The sequence below is a fragment of the Streptomyces sp. W1SF4 genome (assembly GCF_003950035.1).
Lineage (GTDB): Bacteria > Actinomycetota > Actinomycetes > Streptomycetales > Streptomycetaceae > Streptomyces > Streptomyces racemochromogenes.
Map to the genome: position 1 here is coordinate 416,255 of NZ_CP034351.1, position 18,623 is coordinate 434,877.

The 18,623-nt window shown below is 72.1% G+C and carries 17 protein-coding genes and 2 pseudogenes; 14 read left to right on the forward strand and 5 right to left on the reverse strand.

The genetic code is table 11. The features are described from left to right. Positions 1–118: 118 nt before the first annotated feature. From D1J60_RS35805 to D1J60_RS38475, 10 genes and pseudogenes are all read left to right on the forward strand, one after another. Positions 119–844 (forward strand): peptidylprolyl isomerase, encoded by a 726-nt coding sequence (locus tag D1J60_RS35805; RefSeq protein WP_125824663.1) that lies wholly within the window; start codon positions 119–121, stop codon positions 842–844. Between the two features lie 347 nt (positions 845–1,191). Next, on the forward strand, positions 1,192–1,404 hold the full coding sequence (locus D1J60_RS35810; RefSeq protein WP_241253688.1) for an LPXTG cell wall anchor domain-containing protein: 213 nt from the start codon (positions 1,192–1,194) through the stop codon (positions 1,402–1,404). A 150-nt stretch (positions 1,405–1,554) separates the two neighbouring features. Continuing rightward, entirely contained in the window at positions 1,555–2,259 is a 705-nt protein-coding gene (locus D1J60_RS38470; RefSeq protein WP_241253689.1) for a BTAD domain-containing putative transcriptional regulator, read from the forward strand. Then, positions 2,208–2,864 carry a hypothetical protein gene (locus D1J60_RS38925; RefSeq protein WP_347147221.1) on the forward strand — a complete coding sequence of 219 codons (657 nt, stop codon included), beginning with the start codon at positions 2,208–2,210 and terminating at the stop codon, positions 2,862–2,864. Before D1J60_RS38470 ends, D1J60_RS38925 begins: the two co-directional genes overlap by 52 nt. 328 nt (positions 2,865–3,192) lie before the next feature. Continuing rightward, complete coding sequence (locus D1J60_RS35820) at positions 3,193–3,585, forward strand: hypothetical protein (RefSeq protein WP_007261737.1); 393 nt, start codon at positions 3,193–3,195, stop codon at positions 3,583–3,585. 695 nt (positions 3,586–4,280) lie between these two features. Then, a complete protein-coding gene (locus D1J60_RS35825) occupies positions 4,281–4,484 on the forward strand; it encodes a cold-shock protein (protein WP_007261735.1) in 204 nt (67 codons plus the stop codon). A 319-nt stretch (positions 4,485–4,803) separates the two neighbouring features. After that, complete coding sequence (locus D1J60_RS35830) at positions 4,804–6,324, forward strand: DEAD/DEAH box helicase (protein ID WP_125824664.1); 1,521 nt, start codon at positions 4,804–4,806, stop codon at positions 6,322–6,324. Between the two features lie 46 nt (positions 6,325–6,370). Then, on the forward strand, positions 6,371–6,775 hold the full coding sequence (locus D1J60_RS35835; RefSeq protein WP_125824665.1) for a CBS domain-containing protein: 405 nt from the start codon (positions 6,371–6,373) through the stop codon (positions 6,773–6,775). A 49-nt stretch (positions 6,776–6,824) separates the two neighbouring features. After that, entirely contained in the window at positions 6,825–7,142 is a 318-nt protein-coding gene (locus D1J60_RS35840) for an SCO5918 family protein (RefSeq protein WP_125824666.1), read from the forward strand. Between the two features lie 670 nt (positions 7,143–7,812). Beyond that, positions 7,813–7,968, forward strand: a pseudogene (locus tag D1J60_RS38475) (GNAT family N-acetyltransferase); the annotation flags it as partial. 311 nt (positions 7,969–8,279) lie between these two features. On the opposite strand, the gene D1J60_RS35850 reads toward D1J60_RS38475, so the two are convergent. Together D1J60_RS35850 and D1J60_RS35855 are read right to left on the reverse strand one after the other, a co-directional pair. After that, positions 8,280–9,866: an AMP-binding protein gene (locus D1J60_RS35850; protein WP_125824667.1), complete on the reverse strand. Its 1,587-nt coding sequence runs from the start codon at positions 9,864–9,866 to the stop codon at positions 8,280–8,282. 87 nt (positions 9,867–9,953) lie between these two features. Continuing rightward, entirely contained in the window at positions 9,954–10,841 is an 888-nt protein-coding gene (locus tag D1J60_RS35855; protein ID WP_125824668.1) for a LysR family transcriptional regulator, read from the reverse strand. A gap of 764 nt (positions 10,842–11,605) precedes the next feature. Here D1J60_RS35855 and D1J60_RS35860 point away from each other — a divergent pair. Further along, a complete protein-coding gene (locus tag D1J60_RS35860) occupies positions 11,606–11,902 on the forward strand; it encodes a hypothetical protein (RefSeq protein WP_125824669.1) in 297 nt (98 codons plus the stop codon). Positions 11,903–11,920: 18 nt separating this feature from the next. Further along, a complete protein-coding gene (locus D1J60_RS35865) occupies positions 11,921–12,202 on the forward strand; it encodes a hypothetical protein (RefSeq protein WP_125824670.1) in 282 nt (93 codons plus the stop codon). A gap of 80 nt (positions 12,203–12,282) precedes the next feature. Here D1J60_RS35865 and D1J60_RS35870 read toward each other — a convergent pair whose 3' ends face one another. Continuing rightward, positions 12,283–12,726: a hypothetical protein gene (locus tag D1J60_RS35870; RefSeq protein ID WP_241253690.1), complete on the reverse strand. Its 444-nt coding sequence runs from the start codon at positions 12,724–12,726 to the stop codon at positions 12,283–12,285. A gap of 1,751 nt (positions 12,727–14,477) precedes the next feature. Next, positions 14,478–14,786, reverse strand: a complete 309-nt coding sequence (locus D1J60_RS35880) for a hypothetical protein (protein ID WP_125824673.1) — start codon at positions 14,784–14,786, stop codon at positions 14,478–14,480. 565 nt (positions 14,787–15,351) lie between these two features. Between D1J60_RS35880 and D1J60_RS35885 the strand changes: the two genes are divergently transcribed. Then, a complete protein-coding gene (locus D1J60_RS35885) occupies positions 15,352–15,879 on the forward strand; it encodes a YcxB family protein (protein WP_125824674.1) in 528 nt (175 codons plus the stop codon). Positions 15,880–16,363: 484 nt separating this feature from the next. Further along, a complete protein-coding gene (locus tag D1J60_RS35890) occupies positions 16,364–17,119 on the forward strand; it encodes a hypothetical protein (RefSeq protein WP_206436695.1) in 756 nt (251 codons plus the stop codon). Between the two features lie 571 nt (positions 17,120–17,690). On the opposite strand, the pseudogene D1J60_RS35895 reads toward D1J60_RS35890, so the two are convergent. After that, positions 17,691–18,325 (reverse strand): annotated as a pseudogene (locus D1J60_RS35895) (response regulator transcription factor). Positions 18,326–18,623 lie beyond the last annotated feature (298 nt).

The window sequence follows — 18,623 nt, forward strand, 5'->3', positions numbered from 1 at the left end:
CCATACCCACCACACCAACCACACCCACCACAAACCGGCGATCGGGGAAGCTCGAGCCAGGGAACCCCCTAGACTGCGTCCGCTCCAAGACCTGGAGACCATCGGGAGGGCGTGCGGTATGAAACGAGCACTGATCAGCACAGGCGCGGCCGTGGCGTTAGTCGTGTCCGGGGGGAGCGTCGCCACCGCTTCCGACGGCGCTCCGCCGCGCACCACGCACGGCCCGTGCCAGTACGCACAAACCCCGGACGAGCCGCCGGCGCGCCCCGTCCCGCTGCCGCCGGACCCGCGGCGCACCCCCAGCCGCGGCACGGTCGCCATGGCGGTTCCCACCAGCCAGGGCCCGCTCCCCCTGAACCTGGACCGGGCCAAGGCGCCGTGCACGGTCCAGAGCTTCCTGCACCTGGCACGCCACGGGTTCTACGACCGCACGGTGTGCCACCGCCTGACGGCGTATCCGACGCTGAAGGTCCTGCAGTGCGGCGACCCGACCGGTACCGGTGAGGGCGGACCCGGCTACAAGTACAAGGACGAGCTGCCGGTGGACCTGCCCCCGGCCCCGACCGACCCGACCGGCACCCGACGCCTCTACGGACGCGGCCTGCTGGCGATGGCCAACGCGGGCCCGGACACGAACGGTTCGCAGTTCTTCGTCGTCTACGGCGACTCCGCCCTGCGCCCGAACTACACGGTCTTCGGCACGGTCGACGCCGACGGCCTGGCGACCCTTGACAAGGTCGCCGCCGGAGGCATCGAGCCGACCACGGAGAACCCGACCCCGGTCGACGGCACCCCCACACTCAGAACAGAACTCCTCCGGGCCCGCCCCTCCCACCGCCCCTGACGCAACCCAGGCGAAGCTTCCGGGCACGCAAACGGCTCCGTGCCCGGAAGCCCCAACCACCCGGCTCCCCGCACCTGCGGGATCCGGGGGTTGAGCTGGTGCGGGGCCGGGTGGGGGCCCGGTCGTCTGGAATTGGGCGGGTTTCACTGGCACGGGGCGGATTCTGTGCCGGGGTGCCCTGACAAGAGCGCGGGTGATCCCAGACAGACCGGATTGGCCTAGACCTATTGTGTGGGCTGGTTCGTGACGGTACGTTCGTGTCCGGCTGCGCAGCCTGCACGTAAAAGCTCACCACTGTCGAGCCCCTCAACGACCAGGCCCGTCAGGGACTCGGCGGCCAGGCGTCGGTGTCACTCACCGACTACCAGAAGCTGGTCAAGGCCCGCTACGCCGACAAGCTGCCCGGCTCGGAGTACGACACCACCGGCTACAGCCTCCCGCGCACGGACGACGACGCCTCGTCCTCCGCCCTGCTCCTTGCCGGCGGTTCCAGCGCGGCACTCGCCCTCGCGGGCGCAGCCGTCGTACTCCGCCGGCGTCGGCGCGCAAGCACCCACTGAGCCCTACCCCGGACCGTCACTACGCTCCGTCCCGGCATTCACGCCGGGACGGAGCGAGTAGCGGTCCGGCCGCCGCAGAGGGGCTATGGGTTGTGCCCGCCCCCGCGCCCTGATCACTGTCTCCGGCCGTACGGACGAGGTCGCGGAGTGATGTCCGCCGCGGTCGCCGAGGAGCCCCTGCGCGAGAAGCTCCGCTGGCTGCTGATGCTGGCCCTGTACCGCTGCGACCGGCAGGCCCACGCCCTCGCCGTGTACACCGAGACCCGCCGGCTGCTCAACCGGGAGCTGGGCATCGAACCCGGCACCGAGCTGAGCAACCTCCACCAGGACATCCTGGCCGGCCGCGCGGTCACCGCCTGCCGCGAGCAGCCGCCCGCCCTGGCCCCGGCCGCCGACCTCCCCGAAGCGGCTCCGCCCCACCTGCCCCGCCCCGCCCAGCTTCCGCCCGTGGCACGCGGGTTCGTCGGCCGCAAGGCCGAACTGGACGAACTGGACGAGCTGGAGAGGTTACTGGGAGGGGACGAGGCCCGAGCTGGTGCCGACACCGCAGTGGCCGTCGTCGGCGGTCCTGCGGGCATGGGCAAGACGGCGCTCGCCCTGCGGCTGGCCCACCGGCTCGCCGACGCTTCCCCGACGGGCAGCTCTTCGTCGACCTCCGCGGCACGGGAGTGCAGGGCGAACCGCTCACGGCGTCCGACGCCCTGGCCCAGCTCCTGTGCAGCCTCGGCATCGACGACGCTCGCCTGCCCCGCGACCTGGTCGGCCGCGTCAACCTCTACCGAAGCCTGCTGCACGGCCAGCGGATGCTCGTGGTCCTCGACGACGCGTTCACCGCCGAGCAGGTCCGCCCTCTGATCCCCCGCGGCGCCTCCTCCGTGATCGTCACCAGCCGACAGCGGCTCACCGGACTCGCCATCCGCGACGGAGCACACCAGTTCCGCCTCGGACCGCTGTCCGAAGCCGAGTCGGTGGAACTCCTCACCTTCCTGGGCGAGAACCGACTTCGGGTGGACCGGACGATGATCGTGCGCCTGGCCCGCATCTGCGAAGGACTGCCCCTGGCCCTGCGCGGCGCCGTCGAACGGCTCATCGAGGCACGGGACGCCTATCCCGCCGCGGCGGAGGGACGCTACGCCGAAACGGCCGACGGGGACGAGAACGCGGGCCTGCGCGCCGCGTTCGAGGCCTCCTACCAGGCGCTCCCCACCGAGGCGGCCCGGATGCTCCACTCCCTGGCCCTGCTCTCCACGAGCCTGATCAGCGTGCACCAGGCCGCCACCCTGACCGGCACGTCCGGGCCGACGGCCCGCTGCCTCCTCGACGTCCTCGTCCACGCCCACCTGATGGAAAGGGTCTCCCCGCACTACTACCGCTTCCACGGCCTCATCGGGATCTACACGGCCGAGTGCGCCCAGCGCGAACCACAGGCCGACCGCGACCTGATGCTGGCAACGGGGTAGGCGGCAGGGTCAGCGTCCTGCGACGGCCGCCTCGGCGGTTTCCGCGGTCGTCGCGGTGCGGTGCGCGGCCGGCAGCAGTTCGCGGCCCCGGCCGAGCAGGCCGATGGCCGATCGGATGGGCTGATCCGCGCCCCCTGCGCGTCAGTCAACGACACACATCAACCAACGATCAGATGATCCGAGAGAAACGGCCCGGCCCCACCGCCCGGTGTGCCGGCGCCTCCACCTGGACAGTGGTCGGAACCGGCCCGGCTCCCGCCTCGGATACCGTGTTGCTCTACGGGGTGCCACAACGGATGTGACGCCCCCCACCGGAGGTAGCCAGCGTATGAGTTCAAAGCGCAGCAAGAATCCAGCCCTGCCCGTACTTGACGACGCGTTCCGACTCGCGTCGGTCAAGGACGCCGAAGAGTCCGCCCGTGACTTGGCCGCGCGGGTGGCCACCACCGAGCTGCGCCGCGTTTCCCACCCGGGCCGGGTCACCTGGGAGCCCCTCGATCAGGCCGAGCCCGTTCCGGTCCCGCCGACTGTGGTCGACGGTGATGGGGACCTGTGGCTGCGGGACCGGGGCACTGGCACCTGGACCATGCCCGAGTTCAACCCGAAGGAGTTCCCGGCCCGCTGTGGCGAGGTTCTGACGTGGAGCCAGCTTGCCTGCGAGTTCGGCCCGCTGACCGCTCTGGCCGACGACCGCCGCATCGGCGGCGGTCGGCGCCGCTGACCGCGCAGCTTTCTGGGATGGCCGCGCCCCTGAGCCCCCGTTACGGGTAGCTGGGAGCTCCAGCTCACCGCCCAGCTCGACGGGGGCGCCTCGGCGAGGGCGCCTTCGTCCTGGACGGACGGGGAGCGGCCGAGGGCGCTCTCCTGATCACCGGGCGGGGCCTGTAGGTCTGGGCGGGCGTCCGCGGTACAGCCCTGCCGAAGCCGATCCGCGTGGCGCGTTCCACTGGATCGGCGAAACACCCCCTGAGCAGGGACAGCGGGCATGGTGGCGAGGGGGCCGCTGGCCAAACCGTTCAGCAGGGCGCGCTCCATTCCGCGGGAGCGTTGACAACGCCGGGCTACCCCGCCCCGGCAGCGCCACGCGAGCAAGCCCAAGGGGGCCTGGGCAAGCCGCAGGGATCGGGCGAGCCAATATCTGTCACCGCGGCCTGAGAATTTGCCGGATCTCGCGGGGAGAGTTTCTGGCGCAACGCAGTCGGCGGAAAGTAATGACGCACACAAGCCGCTGCGGCGTGCTACTGTCGATCTCGGTTGCAGTTTTGGTACCCAAGAACTTCAGGCGCCTCCAGTCGGGAAATCCTTCCGCTGAAAGCGCTTCATATTTCCCGGTCATCTACCGGGCGGGGCATCATCGCGGCGACACGGAGTCCGCACAGTGCAGACACCGATGTATTGCCCCAAAGGAGATATGACATGGCTGCTGGTACCGTGAAGTGGTTCAACGCGGAAAAGGGCTTCGGCTTCATCGAGCAGGACGGTGGCGGCCCTGACGTGTTCGCCCACTACTCGAACATCGCCGCCCAGGGCTTCCGCGAGCTGAACGAGGGCCAGAAGGTGAACTTCGACATCGCGCAGGGCCAGAAGGGCCCGACGGCCGAGAACATCGTTCCCGCCTGACGCTGACACGCGTTCCGCAGCTGGGGCCCGCATCCCTTGGGGTGCGGGCCCCAGCTGCATGCATTTACCGCGGTGCGTTCCCCCGCGTTAGTGAGCATGGAGACACTCGGCCGGCCGGCTCTCTCGGAGCCGCACCCGCGTGGACTGTTTTTGGTTGCCGCGCCACTATGGCGCCCCCTTTTTTTCAGCGTCTGAGCATGCACAGATTTCCTGTCCGTCAGCTCCGCTTCGATTCAATTCGGCTCGTTCTCGCAATTTCCTGCGCCGCTCCTACGCTGAGGGAATTCCTTGATACGTGCCGTATCAAGGAAGGTTCCGCATGAACCCCGCACGTACGAATGAGCGCTCCTCCCGCGCCCGCAGCCGCACCGGCGGCCCCGCTTTCGGCAGTGGCACCGCCGCCGGCTCGGGTCGGGGCAGCCGTTTCGGCTCGTCGGCCTCGAGCCGTTCCGGAGGTCCGAGCCGTTCGGGCGGCTACGGCCGCCGGCCCGCCGCGGTCCAGGGTGAGTTCGCACCGCCGAAGACGACCACTCCCGCGCTGCCCGCCGCCGAGGCCTTCGCCGACCTCGACATGCCGGCCCAGTTGCTGGCCACCCTCGGCACGCAGGGCATGACCGTGCCCTTCCCGATCCAGGGCGCCACCCTCCCCAACACTCTCGCGGGCCGCGACGTCCTCGGCCGCGGCCGTACCGGCTCCGGCAAGACCCTCGCGTTCGGCCTGGCCCTGCTGGCCCGCACCGCCGGGCAGCGTGCCGAGCCCCGCCAGCCGCTCGCGCTCGTCCTCGTTCCCACTCGTGAGCTGGCCCAGCAGGTGACGGATGCACTCACCCCGTACGCCCGCTCCGTGAAGCTGCGTCTGACCACGGCCGTCGGCGGCATGTCGATCGGCAGGCAGGCCGGCGCACTGCGCGCGGGCGCGGAGGTCGTAGTGGCCACGCCCGGCCGGCTGAAGGACCTCATCGAGCGTGGTGACTGCCGGTTGAACCAGGTCGCGATCACTGTCCTGGACGAGGCCGACCAGATGGCCGACATGGGGTTCATGCCCCAGGTCACCGCTCTGCTCGACCAGGTCCGTCCCGAGGGCCAGCGGATGCTGTTCTCCGCGACCTTGGATCGCAACGTCGACCTTCTCGTGCGCCGGTATCTGACGGACCCGGTCGTGCACTCGGTGGACCCCTCGCAGGGCGCGGTGACCACGATGGAGCACCACGTCCTGCACGTCCAGGGCGCCGACAAGCAGCGCATGACGACGGAGATCGCCGCCCGTGACGGCCGAGTGATCATGTTCCTCGACACCAAGCACGCCGTGGACCGGCTGACGCAGGACCTTCTCGACAGCGGGGTCCGCGCCGCCGCCCTGCACGGAGGCAAGTCCCAGCCGCAGCGCACCCGGACCCTGGCCCAGTTCAAGACCGGCCATGTCACCGTCCTGGTCGCCACGAACGTCGCCGCCCGCGGCATCCACGTCGACAACCTCGACCTCGTCGTGAACGTGGACCCGCCGACCGACCACAAGGACTACCTCCACCGCGGTGGGCGTACCGCCCGCGCCGGGGAGTCCGGCAGCGTCGTCACCCTGGTCACCCCCAACCAACGCCGCGAGATGGCCCGCCTGATGACGGCCGCGGGCATCACTGCGCAGACCACCCAGGTCCGCTCGGGCGACGCGGCTCTGGCCCGGATCACCGGAGCCCAGGCACCTTCCGGCACTCCGGTCACCATCACCGCGCCGGTGTCCGAGCGCCCCAAGCGCACCACGGCCTCCCGTGGCCGTCGCGGGCAGGCTTCGGCCGCCCGGCGCGCGAGTGCGCGGCAGTCCGCCTTGGACACGGCGGCCTGAGACCAACGTGATCCGGAAACTGACCCATCTCTGCAGGAGGCACCTTTTGACGCTGGTCCAGATGCAGCCCCGCCCGGAGGGCACCGAGCCCGCGCACCGGACGGTGCATGACGCCATGAAGGCCGCCGGCCTGCAGGTCTGCGACGACATGACGGTCGAAGTGGCCCTGTCCGTCATGAACAGCGCCCCTACGGGACATCTGCTCGTCTGCGACAACGACGGCGTGTGCACCGGGCTGGTCACTCAGGCCCAGCTGACCGCCATCCATGACAGCGACGCGTACACGGACCGGGTCCGGCTGCGCGAGATCCTGGGCGGCCGCGGGCCGTTCGCCTCACCCACGACCCCGGTGGCCGAAGCCGAACAAGCGATGCGCTACGGCCGGCTCGACGCCCTGCCCGTCATCGACGAGCAAGGCAGCGCTCTGGGCGTCCTCGCCCTCGCCCGCTGAACCACCTGACCGTGGTCGGACCGTTCCCCTCTTCTCCCTGTGAGGCACCATGCGCTGCGTCATCGCCCGCTTCCCGTTCGACCTCACCAAGGCGGGCGTCCTGGAATCCATGAAGGGCGTCAAGCCCGAGCAGGTCATCGGCGAGTCCGTGATCATCGGCCGCCGCACCTACCCCGTCAAGCAGGTCGGCCAAGTCATCACCCGTCAGGACCGCCGCGACTTCACCGCCGGCGAGGTCCTGCGGGCCATGGCCGCGCTCGGCTTCACCTGCCGCGGCCTGCCCCGGGCCGCCGCGCCCGGGCCCGCGCGCGCCCTCAGCCCCCTCCAGCAGGCCTCCGCCATGCTCGGCATCCCCGCGACCGCCTGACCAGTGCGCCCGGCGCACGGACGGCACGCAGGAACGCGAGGCCGAAGCGGTCGACCTGCTCGGCCTGCCGCGCAAGAGCGCCTCGTTGCACTGGGCATTCGTGGGGTGGGTGGGCGGCTGGTGCCCGGAGCTGTCGCGTGATCTCCGGGCCCCGCGCACGTTCGGCCGAGCGCGGGATCAAGGGCGCTCGGCTGCTGTCCAGCCGGCGAAGCATGCCCGCCCGGCCGCTCCCCTTTAGCGCCGGGCCGCCGCCCGGCCAGGGAGATCGCCGGCATCGACCGGCGGCTGATCGGCCGGTGGCGACCCGCCGCCGGCAGATCGAGGGCGCGCTCCCCGTCCTGTTGGCCGGTCCGGGGCGCGCCGGGTGGCGCCGAATGCACCGGCTGGCACGGCCTTCCACGTGTGTGATCTTCCGGCGACCAGCCGGCCGCGACTGCGCAGGCGGGTAAAGCGGCCCCCATCGGAACCCGCGGCGGCGTCCTTCCCGCAGGACGGCGAGGTGCGCGGTGGTGGGCGGCGGATGATGCTGGAGGTGTTCCAGCCGGGTGACCGGCCCCTTGCGCGGCCTGTCAGGGAGTCGTGGTGTCGAATCCGTCTTCGCCGCCGGGCGGGCAGCCGCCGGGCTGGGGGCCGCGTTCTGGCGGCCCGCCGCCGGGCCCCATGCGGTCCTGGCCTGCCGGGCGCCGCGCTGGTCGCTGCGGCAGCACGCGAGGCGCGTGCCGCGAAGTGCGCATGGCTGCACGTCGACTTCGAGGAGCACCTGCGCCCGTTCTACCTCGACGCCTGCGGCTTCAAGGAGACCGCAGCGGGTCTGATTGCCCTATGACAACGCAGGTCACGCCTCGGGGCGCCACACGCGCGGCCAAGAGCGGTATCAAGACACCCTTCCAGGGCACCCGAACTCGTGAAGACGCTCGTGATGGCGATCTCGACCTCGAAGTCAGCCTTCCGTTTCGAGCTCGCATCCTGCAACCGGACGCGCGGCGCCGGAGCGGGTGAGAGTGAGGGATCCACACGCCTGTGACAGGCCCGGACTGACCGAACGGGCGTGCTGACAGCGCGTGGCTCAGGCCCCAGGCCCGACGGGGAGCGGAGTCGGCCGGCGGGGTCTTCGGAGAGTCGTTCTGCGGGGCGGGCTCAGGAAAGTGAGGCCTCGGCCTGCGGCGCCCCGGCCGCCGAGGGGCGGGCGAACCGGGACCGCAGCATGCGCCGGTCCGGCTTGCCCACGGCCGTCAGAGGGATCTCCGGTACGAAGTGCACGGCGTGCGGAGCGTAGAGAGCCCCCTTGTGTACGGTGACGAACTCTCGCAGCTCCTCCAGCGAGGGCCGGTGCCCGACCGCGGGCACCACAGCCGCGTGCACCTGTTCCAGTGCGTGCTCGTCACTGCTGCCGAAGACCGTGCACCGGGCGACGGCCGGATGACGCAGCAGCAGCTCCTCCAGATCGGCCGGATAGACGTGGCCGCCGACGACCACGATCATTTCCTTGATCCGGTCGACGATGTAGAGGCGCCCGTCCTCGTCGAGGTAGCCGACGTCGCCGGTGTGCAGCCAGCCGTCCTTCAGCACCTCCGCGGTCAGCTCCGGCTGCTTCCAGTAACCGCGCATCACGTGGTGCGAGCGCACCTGCACCTCCCCGGGCTCGCCCGCCGGCAGGACGGTGCCGTCCGGCCTCCGGATGGCGATCTCCACACCGGGCATCGCCCGGCCGACCGTCAGGTGCCCGTCGCGACCGGTCAGCTCCTGTTCCCCGGGGCCCGCTTCGGTGATGAGCTGCGCCTCGGCCTGGCCGTACCAGCCGTACAGGACGGGTCCCAGGACCGCGGCCGCCTCGCGCAGCCTGTCGGGCGAGGCAGCGGTGCCTCCGTAGGTGACCCGGCTCAGGCTGCGCAGATCGGTGCCCGCGAGGCCGGGATGGTCGAGGAGCTGGTACAGCAGCGGCGGCAGCAGCCAGGTGTGGGTGACGCGTTCACGGGCGACAGCGGCCAGGACCTCGCCCGGGTCGAAGCCGTCCTGCAACACCACCGACCCGTGCTGGTACAGCGTACGGTCGACGAGGAGCCCCGCGAGGTGGGCCAGCGAGGTGCAGGCGAGGAAGCGGGGCGGATCGCCGGCACCCGCGAGCCGGTCATCGAGGCCGCGCCGGTGCGCGCCGTGGCTCATCCGGATGCCCTTGGGTATCCCGGTCGTGCCACCCGTGTGGCCGATGCGCCAGTCGTCCTCCGGGTGGACCAGGCTCCGCAGTGGACGGGCGGGGCGGAGGTCGGCCACGGCCAGGACGTCCTCGGCGTACGTGCTCGGCCCCAACGACAACGTACGGAACGCCGCCGCCGTGCCCGCCAGCTCCGCGCCCGTCTCCTGCCGGTGACCGTCCACGAGGAGCAGCGAACAGTCCACGCTCGCCATGATGGCCGCCATCGTCGTCGCGCTCGTGCCCTCGTAGAGGGTGACGACCGTGCCTCCGGCCAGGTTGGCGGCGTAACGCGCGACGAGACCCTCGGCGGTGCTGCCGGTGAGCAGGGCCACCGTGGTACCGCGGCCCACACCGCGATCGCCCAGTTCGGCGGCGAGACGATGGACACGGTCACGGAGGTCAGCCGCACGTATCTGCGATCCGTCGGCAGTGGTGATCACTGTCCGCCGCGGTTCGGCGGACAAGACGTCGAGGATGGCATCGACATAGCTGACGAATTCGCCCCGCACAGGGCCGTACTGCCCGCTCATCGCCGTTCTCCCTCGTCGGAATCCATCTGGCGCCCTTGACGCTAGTACCGCCCCTTCATAACCTCCACGACCGATCTCGCCATGTGCTCATGACGCGGCAGGCATGAGCCGTTCCCGCGTCAGCCGGCGGAAGTCCAGCGCAGCGGGCGACAGGTAGGCGCCCTGCCGCCAGACGAGGGTCAGTGTGCGTCGGCTCTCCGCGCTGCCCAGGCGCGCCCAGGCCACCGGGCCGTCCTCGCCGATCGCCCGCCGGGCGACGGCGGGCATCAGCCCGACCCCGAGGCCCGCACCGACCATCTCCGGCGTGGCCGCCGCCTCGTCACCCTCGCAGACCACCTGCGGGCACAGCCCCTCCCGGGCGAACAGCCTGTCGAGGAGCGCGCGCTGCCAGTGCCCCGTACGCGTACTGACGAACTCCTCCGTTGCCAGCTCGGCCACCTGGACGTCCTCGCGGCCGGCCAGGCGGTGTCCGCGGGGAACGGCGAGGAACACCTCCTCGCGGGACAGTTCCACCGAAGCCAGACCAGGCCCGGAAAGCGCCTGCGAGGCCAGCGCGAAGTCCACCTCGCCGGACGCGACGTGCCGCCGCATCCCCTCCAGCGAAGCCTGGAACAGCCGCACCTGCACGCCCGGGCGCTGCGCACGGAAGGCAGCCAGCACCCCGGCCAACTGCAACAGGGTCTCCGCCGCCACGGCCACGCGCCCCGGACCTCCGGCGGCCGCGTCGGCCATCTCCCGCCGCCCGTCCTCCAGTTCGGCCAGGGCCTTGTCGACCCGCCTCAGGAATGCGGCGCCGCGGTCGTTGAGCCGTATCCGACGCCCCTGACGGTCGAAGAGGTGCACGCCGAGCTCCGACTCGATCCGGCTGATCGTCCGGCTCACCGAGGGCTGCGCGACGCGCAGCTCCTGCGCGGCCCGGCTGATGTGCTGATGACGGGCCACGGCCTGGAAGTAGCGAAGTGCAAGGAGATCCATGGCAGTAGTCTCGACGAGCCCATCGCGTCCGACGGCGGCGCTCGCGCAGAAGGCCGCAATCCCCGGCCCGCAGCTCATACTGCCGCCGGTCGTCCGCGGAGCGGACGCGGTGCCGTCGGCGGAGGCCGCCCGGATCGCGCGGGCAAGTCCTACGACGCCGGCGGGCCGGTGCCGGACCCTGCCCGGCCTCCCCGACCTGGCGCAAGGCTGCGGCGCGGGCACGGCGTTCGACGACCGGGGCGCGCTGGTGGCCTGGCTGCGCGGGGTCGGCAAGCTACGACGCCCACCGTCCCGCCCTTGCGGATGCTGGTGGTGCGTGGGGCCGGCCCGCGGACGCGGACGGTCCGGCTGGAGGATCCGGCGCTGGCCCTGGCCGAGGACGCATCAGGCGAAGACCGGCTGCCCGGCTGGGCCGCGCCGGAGGACGCCGAGGCCCTCGCCGTACTGGTCGAGTCGAGCGTGAGCGTGGGGGTGGAGCGGCTGACGGTCCGGGCTGCGCGGCCGATGGCGGTCCGTGGCTCACTGCGGATCGCGGGCCGGGACCGGCCGGGTGCGAGCGGCCTGTGGCTGGAGCTGGCCTGGCCCGCCGCGCTGCGGGGCACGGCCGCCCGGTCCGGGGGAGTGGTGGAGCATGCGGTTCTGCCCTCGGGCACCAGCGCGGACTGCTGCCGCGCACGGCCACGTACTGCCCAACGACCTCCGGCACCGGCAGGCACCCCGCGCGCCGGCACCGCGTACACGTCCCCACCCCGGTATCGGCGATCTTGGACGATGCGGCGACGCTCTCGCCGCCGCAGTTGTCCGCCGTGGTGCAGGCGTTGAAGGAGCTGGTGGAGCGTCTGGGGGAGGATCCCAAGGTGTTCACGGCCGAGGCGGCGGTGCAGCTGCGGGCCGCCGCCGGCAGCGAGCTGCTGCTGAAGGAACCCGTGGCGTCGGCCGGTGCCAAGTTCCACATGGGCGGCCGCCAGACCGGCCGGTTTGGTGCACGTGGTCCCGGGCCGCCACCGGTTGCGAGGCTGGTGCGTGGTTCGGGTTATGGTCGAGCGTTCAGAAGGAGCTGATCCACCGGCCGCACCGTCGTGCCGCGCCCGGACCAGGCCCTCCAGGTCGCCGAGCACCTCGCCTCGGCCGGCCGCGGGCACCCGTGGACCGGGGTGCGGTTCGCGGCCGCGCGGGCCTACCGCGACGTCCTCGACGCGGTTCCGGTCCCTCCGGAGCTGGTGGTGGAGATCAGTACCGACCGGGCGATCGACCACGGCGGAGTCTACCGCCACCCGGTCCGCCTCAAGCGGTTGCGCCTGGACCAGGCAGTGGACGATGTTCCGCCCTTCGGTCCGGGTGGGGACGTGGCAGCCGGCTGAAACCAACCTCCGTAGCCGTACAGGGGCCTGCCCGCGTCCTCGCCGGTTCGCATCCGGGTCGCGGGCCCCACCCGAACCGGTCAGCCGGCGGCATGCCCTCCGCCCCTCTGCTTCGACACCGGCCCCCGACCGGAGTTCAGGCCCCTCGCGGCGCGGTTACGGTCCCAGTACGACCAGGTCACCGCCGTCATCAGGACCGGGATGGCGGCCAGCGGGGCGAAGGCGCCGGCCCATACCGTCTGCGCCGTCCCGCTCGTCATGTAGCTCTCGCTCTCCACGGTGAAGGCCACCACGAGCTGCCACAGAGCGAACAGAACCAGCAGCCCCGACGCCGTCCACGCCACAGCGGCCAGAGCCCTGGGACGCAGCGGCCGCCAGCGGTCGCTGACGAGCAGCAGGGGGAAGAGGGCCGCGAGTTCGGCGAGGACGGACAAACCGACGACGTAGACGATGCCCCAGCCCGGGATGGCGAAGACATCGCGGAGCACCTGGTCGGTGTAGCCCACGTAGATCCCCGAAGCCATGGCCAGACGCCACAGCCCGGACGGTACTGCGCACAGGGCGATCGCGTGCGCGGCGCGGCGGGCCCATAGGGGCGCGGGTTCAACAGGGAGGCGCTGTGGGGTCGTTGGCGTCGTCATGCCGTCGATTGTGCTTTTGGAGACGAGCGGGCCGCGTCCTCCGCCGGCGGTGGGCCTGCTCGCCCCCGCGAGGGATGCCGCCGCCTTGCGGGTGAGCCTTCAGGAGGAGCCGTGGTCAGCCACGCCGGTCCCACTCCGCTGTGCATTTGGTGACGCACAAGAAACTGGCGCCCGGACGGAGTAGCTCCACGGGACTCTATGTCATGCGCGGATCAGCAACAGGGAGGCGCGCCTGGGTCTGCTACCGGCGGCGGCCGCTCCGCGTACGCGTCAGCCGGACGCGGCACCGGCCCCGGCGGCGTCGGCGGTGGCGGGCAAGGGGGTCGCAGCTGGGGGCGTCGCACAGCAGCCGCTCGTGGACGTCGGTCAGGCGGACCGGCGTAAAGGGGTCCTGGTGACGGGCCGGCGCCGGGTCCGGCAGGCGCTGATCGACCACGACGGCCAGGCGCGCGGCGACGTCGTCGGCCTCTGCCCCTTGCCCCTGGTGCTGCGGGCTGACGGACAAGGCCAGGGAGCCCGGATCAGGTTCTCACCCGATACCACTCACGAGGCGGCGGAGCCGGCCGCGCCCCGGCAGCGGCCGTTCTTCGGTGGCCCTCAGTCGCGGGTCCGCTGGGTGCAAAGGCAATCGCCGCCCATGACGGCCAGTTGCGACACTTCGCCCCCCGACCATCTGGACGGGCTGATGCAGGGGCCCGATGCGCCGGGGGACCGGAAGCGCCGGGGACGCACGACGCGCCCCGGCCTCCCGCCTCGGCCTCGCACGGAGTGCCGGTCAGTACCAGCTGGGACTCGGGATGTACTGGAAGAAGTAGCCGCCCTTGCCTCCGCCTCTGTCCGGCGACCCCGGGGTCGCGCGGAGCGGTTCCGGCTGACCGCCACGCGGCTGTACGGCGAGCACGCCGCGACGCGGCCCGAGGGCGAGTACCGGTAGGGGCCATCTGGGTGAAGAGCGGGGCCGCCGTGGCGGCCGCCGTTTCCGTCTGCCCTATCGTGCTCAACCTCGTCGTGGACGGCTTGGACCGCGCCCTGGCAGCGTTGGAGGCCCGCGGCCCGGCGGCCGGCCCGGTGCAGCCCGGGCGCCGCCACCGTCCGGTTCACGGCCCTCCACGACCCCGACGGTAACCGCGTCACCTTGATCGGGAACTTGGTCACCTGACGCGCCGACGCGGACCGACGGGCTCCGGCGCGGGCGTGCGGCGCAGCGGGTGGACGCGCTGACGGCCCCGTGACCGGCGGTCGGCGTCACGGACGCGCCGACGGCCCGGCCGTGACCGTGGCGGGTCCGCCGGGCGCGCTGTCGACGTGCAGGACGCCGTCCACGGCCGCGAGCCGCTCGGCCGGCCAGCCCACCCGGCGCCGGTCCCGGTGCCCGTCGTCGCGTACGAGGAGACGGACGCGGCCTCCGGCATGAGCTCGGCCGAAGCACCGATGTGCTTGGCGGCCTTCGTGAGGAGGCGGCGCCCAAGCAGCCGGTCGGCCGGGGGCCGGGCTGCCGGGCCCGGGCCACCCGTTCCCGGTACGGCCAGGTGGCGAGGCGGGTGATCCTGGACGGAATTGTCCGGAACGGCGCCCCGGCCCGGCGGGCGGGTTCTGGCACAGCAAGAGCCCCGGCCCATGGGCGCCGCCGACCGTCAGGCCCGGTGCCTGAACCAGAGGTTCACCCGCTGGACACCGTTTCCGAAGTATCCCGGTGCGCAGTAGTAGTACTCCTGGGAATCCCGGGGAAACACTCGGTCGAGGCGGGCGTTCTCCACGTACTTGGCCTTGTTGCACTCGTTCCAGTTGCCGGCGCTGTCGCCCGTGTCGTAGGTGCGCACCAGGTCGTTGGCGTACGAAACGTTGGCCGCCGCGGAAGCCGTCCCGGTGCTCGCGGTGAGCGCCGCGGTGGCCGCGGCCGCCGCCAGCAGGAGGGCGGCCGAGGCCCGTGTGATGCGCTTCATGAACAGGATCTCCTTCGTCGTGGACACCGTTCCGCGGCCTTGCCCGCGGAACAACTCCACTGTGCCGTCGCACTCGTCCGTGCGGCATCAGTCATCTGACTTGCCTTCCGTACTCGCTCACCCTGGGGCGAGTACGGTCCGGCACGGCGGCCGACGACGCGTACGCACGCCCCGAACGCGTCGCGCTCGCGGGGAACTCCCCTCACCACGCGGCATCCGCCCGCCGCGCCGCCGCATCCTCGTGCCCTGAACATTCGCCGCGACGCAACCCTCCCGAATGCCCCCGGCCGTCCTGGTGGGCCGCCAGGAGATTCCGACGAAGACGGCTTCCCCGACATCCCCCAGATCGGGTCGCCGCCATGCCCCTGGCACCGGGACCTGCCCGCGCCACTCGACCGGCACGTGCCGCCCGGCAGGAGGTCCCCTGCACAAGAGGGCGGCGACAGTCGGCGGCCGCACTGCGCCGCGACCTTCGGCGGGAAACCGTGGCGCCGCCGTGGGGCTGCCGGCCGGAGGTACGGGCAACGGCCCCTTCACTGCATCCGCATCGGTAGGATCCGCACTCGTGGACGACATACGACAGGCAGCCATCACCTTCAACGGGACCCTGACGCGGGAGGAGTTCGACGAGGCGGTCGCGGCCACGGGGACCTTCCGGCGCCTGCGGTGGCTCATCGTGGTGGCCGCCGTGCTGATGGCGGCCTTGAGCCTGCGGCTCCTTCCCGGTGGCGGCCCGGTCAACGGCGGCCTGCTGGCCCTCGCCGTGGTCTACGGGGTGCTCGGCCTGTTCCTGCCCCCGCTGCTCGCCGGCCGCGCGTTCCGTGCCGACCAGGCCAAGGGCGAGAAGCAGGCCACCATCGACGCCGCCGGCTTCGTCATCGTCCGCGGCGGTGACGAACTCATGCGCGTGCCGTGGCGCAGCATGTACCGCTCCTACGAGACGGAGCGGGTGTACGTCGTGACAGGCCGCCTCGGCTGGAAGTCCGGCCTGCTGATCGTGCCCAAGCGGCTCCTCGCCGGGGCCGGCGAGGCAGAGCTGATGGGCGTGCTGCTGGAGACCCGGGTCGGCCGGCCCAAGGGCCGCCGGGCATAGGGGCGCCGTCCCCCACTTCCCGCGTCGGGTCCTCCTGCCGTGGACGGAGTACGAAGGCGTGCGAGGAAGCCAGCACGGTGGCGATGACGAGATGACCGCCGTCTGTCGTCGGCCAAGCCCTCATCCGCACATGCAGGCGGTGACGGTGCGCGTCGAAGTGCCAGGCGTGGTCATCACCTACCGGGCTCAGCTGTGCGGGAGCAGGCAGGACAAGGTCAGACACAGGCTGGTCCTCTCCATGGGGCGGAGCGCCGCTGGTCACGCTAGCCAGCACGGTGGAGCTCGCGCCCCGGAATGCTGAGTTCGGCCACACCGGTTCTCCACGCGGGCGGCCACAGCCTCCGGTATCACGACCGACACCTCCTTCTCGGCCAATACCCGTGGGAATCCGGGCAGGCCCAGGAGGTCTGCGCGTGCCGGTGGCCGGTCGGTCTCGTGATCTGGCCGGGGCCACCGCCGGCCCTGGGCGGTGAGGAGCATCAGCATGGGCGTGAGCAGCAGTTACCTGTCCAAGACGGAGGTCCAGGCAGTCCTGGGCATCACTGCCTTCGGTCTGTGGCGGCTGGGACGGAAGTACGAGAACTTTCCCCAGCCGACCGAGCCGCCCGAGCAGCTCAGCCCGCCCGGGGGCCGGAAGGACCCCGAGGAGGTCTGGGACGGCGCCCAGCTCTACCGGTGGGCGGCCCGGACCCCGGAGTTCTCCCACCGCGGCGCCGTATTGCTGCGCCCGATTCCCGAGGACCTCACGCCCGGACGGTGGGGCGGCTACCAGGACACCCCGCGCGGGCCGGCCCTGGACTGGCACACCGCGCTCGGCACGATCCGCTTCGTGCACAGCCACAAACGCAAGGCCGCCAGCGACGTCGCCACCGCGCTGGCCCAGGCCGGGAACCCAGACGGCGTGCGGACCGTGTGCGCGCTGTACGGGGACGTGGGCATCACCGGGCCCGCTTCGGTCGCCGCCGAGGTCGCGCACCCTTGGATCGAGTACGAAGCCGAATGGGGCGACGTCGCCGCGCTCGCCGGGCAGGCACGCCCTCCTGGAGGACCTCCGCGGCCTCCCCCGGAACCTGACCGCCGACCGTCTGCGCCCCCAGGTACAGCAGTTGATCCAGGCAGCGGCCGAAGCCGGCCGTCTTCTCGGGCAGCGCCAGGAGATCCAGATCGCTGTGTGGAAGGCGCGCGCGGGCCTCGACAAGCCGGCCCCTGCCCAGACCGCCGCGCCCCGCGCGCCGGTTGAGCGCCCACATCAGCGCCCGCAGCTGCACAAGCAGGTCGCGCGGCGGCACTGGATGAAGACCAGCTGTCCACGCTGCCGGGCGGGCAGCGGCCAGGAGTGCGTCGTCGACAACGGGAGCCGCGACCCTCAGGTGCGCCACGTGCCCCATGACGAGCGGCTGCAGCCGATCATCGACGTACGCAGGGAACGGCAGCGGAACCAGCCGAAGCCGCCGCCCCCGTGGCGGGTGTATGAGGTGACCTGTCCTGACTGCGGCCAGGGCGCTGATGCCCGGTGCACGCCCGGGCGCACAGGGCCAGGCAGCTCAGGGTGATGGCCTGGGCGCCGAAGAGCGCCGGACCGGTGAGGGCGAACGCGGCCACGGGACGGCGCCGTCGCAGCCAGAGCGCGCCCGTCGCCACCAGCACACTCACCTGCTGCCACCAGGGGCCGGCCGCGAGCGTGGACCAGCAGTCGCTCAGTCCGACGCCGGCGAGTAGAAGATCCCCCGTCCAGCGTGCTGCGGTGGTGTCGGGGGCGACGAAGTACCGGTCCCACCACGGGCGCGGGCCGACCCGGCCGGGCGCGCCGCTCACCGGCCCCCCACCGGCGGGGCCACCAGGCGGGCCCGGGTGGCCAGGACCGCGGCCTGGACCCGGTTGTCGACGCGCAGCTTCGTCAGCACGGCACTGACATGGTCCTTCACCGCCCCCATGCTCAGATGCAGGCGGGCGCCGATGTCGGGATTGGAGAGCCCGTCCGCCAGCAGCACCAGCACCTCCTGCTCGCGCGGCGACAGCGTGGCCAACTCGGGTCCGGCCACATCGGCGGTCCCTGCTCCCGCAGGCGGCGCACCAGGGGCACCGACAGGCACCCACTGCCGGTGCCCAGCGCCCTTACCGCACTGATCAGGTCGGCCGGGCTGGTGTCCTTGAGGAGGAACCCCGCAGCGCCCCGGCGCAGCGCCTCCCCGAGGTACTCGTCCGTGTCGAACGTGGTCAGCATCGCCACCTGAGGCGGACGGGGCAGCGCGCGCAGCCCCCGCAGCACGCTCATCCCGTCCACGTCGGGCATCCGGACGTCCAACAGCACCACGTCCGGCCGCTGCTCGCGCGCCACCTCCACCGCCTCACCACCCCGGCAGGCGCCCACCACCCGCAGATCGGGCGCGACTCCGAGGATCTCCGAAACCCCCGACCGCAGCAGCTCCTCGTCGTCCACGACCATGACCCGCAGGGCGGGACAAGCCAGCACCGGCATTCCGGCGTACCTCTCCACTCGTCTTCCCCTCCGCCGCACCTCGCGCCGACGGAGGGACCGCCCTCCTCGCGGCGGGCAGCCTCCCCCGGAGCAAACCCCGCCGAGGCCGCCAGAGGCCAGAGCGCCGTGCCTCGTGTGCCCCGCAGCGCTGGCGGCACGGGAGACGACCCCTACAATGCGCGCCGCTGCGCGCTGCTCCCTCAGCAGACCCAGCAGATCCCGTACGACGGGCTCACCGCGATGGGGGTCGAACCGCCGACGGTAT